The sequence below is a fragment of the Sphingobium quisquiliarum P25 genome, from assembly GCF_000445065.1.
GTDB classification, from domain to species: domain Bacteria; phylum Pseudomonadota; class Alphaproteobacteria; order Sphingomonadales; family Sphingomonadaceae; genus Sphingobium; species Sphingobium quisquiliarum.
Map to the genome: position 1 here is coordinate 1 of NZ_ATHO01000116.1, position 3,843 is coordinate 3,843.

7 protein-coding genes are annotated in these 3,843 nt (G+C 64.0%); 2 read left to right on the top strand and 5 right to left on the bottom strand.

What is annotated here, in order from left to right; genetic code table 11:
- Nucleotides 1-54 precede the first annotated feature (54 nt).
- On the bottom strand, nt 55-819 hold the full coding sequence (locus L288_RS34860; RefSeq protein WP_001389365.1) for an IS6-like element IS6100 family transposase: 765 nt from the start codon (nt 817-819) through the stop codon (nt 55-57).
- A 155-nt stretch (nt 820-974) separates the two neighbouring features.
- Here L288_RS34860 and L288_RS34865 point away from each other — a divergent pair, with 155 nt between their 5' ends.
- Nucleotides 975-1,265 carry a hypothetical protein gene (locus L288_RS34865; RefSeq protein ID WP_015449382.1) on the top strand — a complete coding sequence of 97 codons (291 nt, stop codon included), beginning with the start codon at nt 975-977 and terminating at the stop codon, nt 1,263-1,265.
- Here L288_RS34865 and L288_RS34870 read toward each other — a convergent pair.
- From L288_RS34870 to L288_RS34890, 4 genes are all read right to left on the bottom strand, one after another.
- Nucleotides 1,262-1,888, bottom strand: a complete 627-nt coding sequence (locus tag L288_RS34870; RefSeq protein WP_013038661.1) for a histidine phosphatase family protein — start codon at nt 1,886-1,888, stop codon at nt 1,262-1,264. The two genes, L288_RS34865 and L288_RS34870, sit on opposite strands and share 4 nt — an antisense overlap.
- A gap of 168 nt (nt 1,889-2,056) precedes the next feature.
- Nucleotides 2,057-2,251, bottom strand: a complete 195-nt coding sequence (locus tag L288_RS34880) for a hypothetical protein (RefSeq protein WP_021223634.1) — start codon at nt 2,249-2,251, stop codon at nt 2,057-2,059.
- A 54-nt stretch (nt 2,252-2,305) separates the two neighbouring features.
- Nucleotides 2,306-2,587, bottom strand: a complete 282-nt coding sequence (locus L288_RS34885) for a helix-turn-helix domain-containing protein (protein WP_013038658.1) — start codon at nt 2,585-2,587, stop codon at nt 2,306-2,308.
- Nucleotides 2,584-2,907 carry a type II toxin-antitoxin system RelE/ParE family toxin gene (locus L288_RS34890; RefSeq protein WP_013038657.1) on the bottom strand — a complete coding sequence of 108 codons (324 nt, stop codon included), beginning with the start codon at nt 2,905-2,907 and terminating at the stop codon, nt 2,584-2,586. Before L288_RS34890 ends, L288_RS34885 begins: the two co-directional genes overlap by 4 nt.
- Before the next feature lie 418 nt (nt 2,908-3,325).
- Here L288_RS34890 and L288_RS34895 point away from each other — a divergent pair.
- The coding region (locus L288_RS34895) for a transcription elongation protein SprT (RefSeq protein ID WP_021238849.1) at nt 3,326-3,843 on the top strand (518 nt) is incomplete at its 3' end.

A 3,843-nucleotide genomic window follows, 5' to 3' on the forward strand; every position in this document is an offset into this window, starting at 1 on the left:
GGCTCTGTTGCAAAGATTGGCGGCAGTCAGAGGTAGGCTGTCGCTCTGCGCCGATCAGGCGGCTGCTGCGAAATGGTGGTTGAGCATGCCCATGGCCTCCGTCAGCGCCGAGGGCCCAATGCCAAAAGCTCTCTCCACAAGGCGCACCTCGCCCCTGATGCCGGGCTGCAGGCACCAGGGGCGAGCCTGTCCTTTGCGCAGGGCTCGCATGACTTCGAATCCCTTGATCGTGGCATAGGCCGTGGGGATCGATTTGAAACCGCGCACCGGCTTGATCAGTATCTTGAGCTTTCCGTGATCGGCCTCGATCACGTTATTGAGATACTTCACCTGCCGGTGGGCCGTCTCCCGGTCCAGCTTTCCTTCGCGCTTCAATTCGGTGATCGCTGCACCATAGCTCGGCGCTTTGTCGGTATTGAGCGTGGCAGGCTTTTCCCAGTGCTTCAGGCCTCGCAGGGCCTTGCCCAGGAACCGCTTCGCTGCCTTGGCGCTGCGGGTCGGCGACAGGTAGAAATCGATCGTGTCGCCCCGCTTGTCGACTGCCCGGTACAGGTAGGTCCACTTGCCCCGCACCTTGACGTAGGTTTCATCCAGGCGCCAGCTCGGATCAAAGCCACGCCGCCAGAACCAGCGCAGCCGCTTCTCCATCTCCGGGGCGTAGCACTGGACCCAGCGATAGATCGTCGTATGGTCGACCGAAATGCCGCGTTCCGCCAGCATTTCCTCAAGGTCGCGATAGCTGATCGGATAGCGACAATACCAGCGCACCGCCCACAGGATCACATCACCCTGGAAATGGCGCCACTTGAAATCCGTCATCGTTCCGTCCGTCCAATCTCCGCCAAGCATGCTCAAGCTTCACGATTTTTGCAACAGAGCCGGCGAACGGATCGCCGCTCGCCATACCGTTCGCCGGCGGCCTGCTACTCGGTCGCTTCCAGGCCGAACCAAAGATCGACAATTCAGGCGGCCATGTGACCTTCAACAAATATTGTATGCGGAATCACACCGTCTTTTACCCCACCCCGACGAATTTCGTTGTGCGAACCTACGTCAATCCGAAGCTGTTGAGGCCGGAACAGCATGAGATCGTGCGCGAGATGGAGGCATGGCTTGCGGCGCACCAGGCCGAAGCCGAGGCGGCCGTCATGCAATATCACCGGCTTGAAGATAACGACCAGGGCGAGTTTCTGGACTCCGCGAGCTGGGCGACGCTGCAAGCAGATTTTCAGGCTTTGTGGCCCCGGCTTTCCGCGCAGTTTTAGGCCGTGCCGGCCAGCGCCGGCGCACAGGACCAGCGGCCACCTTCCCAATGAAATCCTACCCGCTGCGCGTTGGCGATCGCGGGCGGCTCGCCCTTGCGCCAGAACGCCCGCATCTTGGCCCGTTCGTCCAGATGGGCGTCAGCGACGATCGCGCGCGCGGCCTGGATGAACTGCCCATGCCCGAACACATAGACCAGCGATGCAGCCGGCATGGCGGCGAGCCGCGCCAGCGCGGCCTCGCAGCGCCGTAGCAGGGTGGCGAAGCTCTCCGCCCCTTCCCCGTCGCAATAATCAGGATCGGCCGCGCTCCAATAGCGTTCGAGGTGCGGCATCCGCTCCGCGCTGCGCGTGCCGTTCCAGCGCGCCGGTTGCAGATAGGTGAACTCTTCGATCGGCCACACTTCGACCGGCACGCCGGGAAAGCGCGCGATCGTCGGCGCGGCCGTCTGCCGGGTGCGCGTATAGGGCGACGTGACGATGAGCGCGGGCGCTTGCGTCCAGCTCGCCGCGACTTCGCGCGCCTGTTCCTGGCCCAGCTCCGTCAGCTCGATCGCGCCGAGATCATCGCAGGGCACGCCGGCGTTGCCGGTGCTTTGGCCGTGGCGGATGAAAATCGCCCTCATAGCCGGTTGTCCCGGAGCCGATCGGGCGTCCAGCCTTCGGGCAATTCGTCGCCGGGTTCGGGAGGCCGATCGGGCACCTTGGCCAAGATGCGGTCAAGACCATCCAATGTGGAGCCTTTGGAACGCCGCCTGAAAAACTCCGCAGCCGTTTCCCCTTTGCGCGGCCGATCAATCGCCATCATGCAAATCCGTCATAAGCGCATCGACGCTGGGGAAGCGTGCCCCCTTCCCCGCTTCCAGTTCCTCGATCGCCGCGCGCGTCGCGGCTTGGCCGGTCAGCTCGGCCGTCGCCGCCATTTCGGCCTCGAACTGCGCCTTGCGCGCCTCATACTGGGCGCGGCGCTCTGGACTCCAATCCTTCATGCGATCAGCCACAAGATCGCGAAACGGGCGATGGCCTGCCATTTTGCCCGTCGCTCAGGCCGCTTCTTTCAGCGTCAACTCGACGTGCAGATGGGCCGACGCTGCAATGTTGACGAGCGCATCCAGGGAGAACTTGGCCAGCTTGCCGCGCAGCAGATCATTGGTCCGGGGCCGTGTCAGCCCAAGCCGCTTGCCCGCTTCGTCCTGTGAGACATTCCAGCCCTGCACCACCTTGCGGATTTCATACAGCAAGGACGAGCGCAGTTTCAGGTTCGCGGCCTCCTGCTCGGTATCAGCGAGCGCGTCCCACACGTTCTCATAGATTTCCGATGTCATTGCTCCGCCTTCCATCGTTTCAACCTTTGCGCCGCGAGTTCGAGGTCTTTCTTTGCCGTTGCCTGCGTCTTTTTCTGGAACGCATGAAGCACCAGAACCCGGTCTTCCAACGTCGCCAGATAGATCACCCGGAACGCGCCCGACGCTTCCCGGATGCGAATTTCCCGAACGCCTTGCCCCACGGTTTTCATGGGCTTCCAGTCGTCGGGATCGTCGCCGCGTTGGACAAGCTCAAGCTGCCAACCGGCATCTGTTCGCGCATCTTCGGGGAAGGCGCGAACATCGGCCTTGCTACTTCCCAACCACTCTACCGGCTTCATGAGGCTGGGTGTATCAAAACGGAGACATTAATTCAAGCTCCTTCGCCTTGGGCGTTCGGAGGCTGGGATTTGCGCCTGCCGCTGCGCGGCACCGTGGCCCTACTCGCTGCGCTCCCCAAGCCCGCAAGCGGTCTTGGCCCAAGGTGACGACCCACATGGCGGGGGCGAGATCGCAAGCGGATCTCGCTAGCCAAGGTGCCGGCGTTCGCCGGCGCGTCGTCTGCCTTGTGGGGGAAAGCCGGTCCCGGCCTTCTCTCCCCCGCAACGGGATTAGACGGGGCCGTGCCTCGCTGCGCTGCGGCCGCTCCACCCCCATCGAATCCCGCTGCCCCCCTCTCCCGCCGGCGTTCTTGGGCGTCCGTGTTCCGGCCGATGGCATGGCCATCGCCGGACAGGCGATTTGAAGGGAGTAAGGACGATGACCCACCAAACCCGTGAAAGCTGGCTCAATGCGGTGGCGCAGGGCATGGCTCCGCTGTTCGAGGCGCTGGACGCCCCCCTGCCCGACCGCGTGCGCGTGGCGATCGGCTTCACCAGCAGAGGCGCGAAGGCCAAGGCGATCGGCGAGTGCTGGGATAATCGCTTGAGCGCGGACGGCCATTTTGAAATCTTCATCCGGCCCGACCTGGCGCACGCGCCCGACGCCATGCCGGCGCAGATCGCGGCCATCCTCGCGCATGAGCTGGTCCATGCCGCCGTCGGCATCCCGGCAGGGCATGGGAAAGCGTTTAAACGGATCGCGCTGGGGCTGGGGCTCGTCGGGCCGATGCGCGCCACCACCCCCGGCGAGGCGTTTCTTGCGGCCGTCGCGCCGATCTTGGACGCCGTTGGCCCCCTCCCCCATGCCCGTCTCGACACCGATGGGGAGTCGACCGCGCCGAAGAAGCAGAAAACCCGGATGCTCAAATGCGAGTGCGCGACGTGCGGCTATACCGT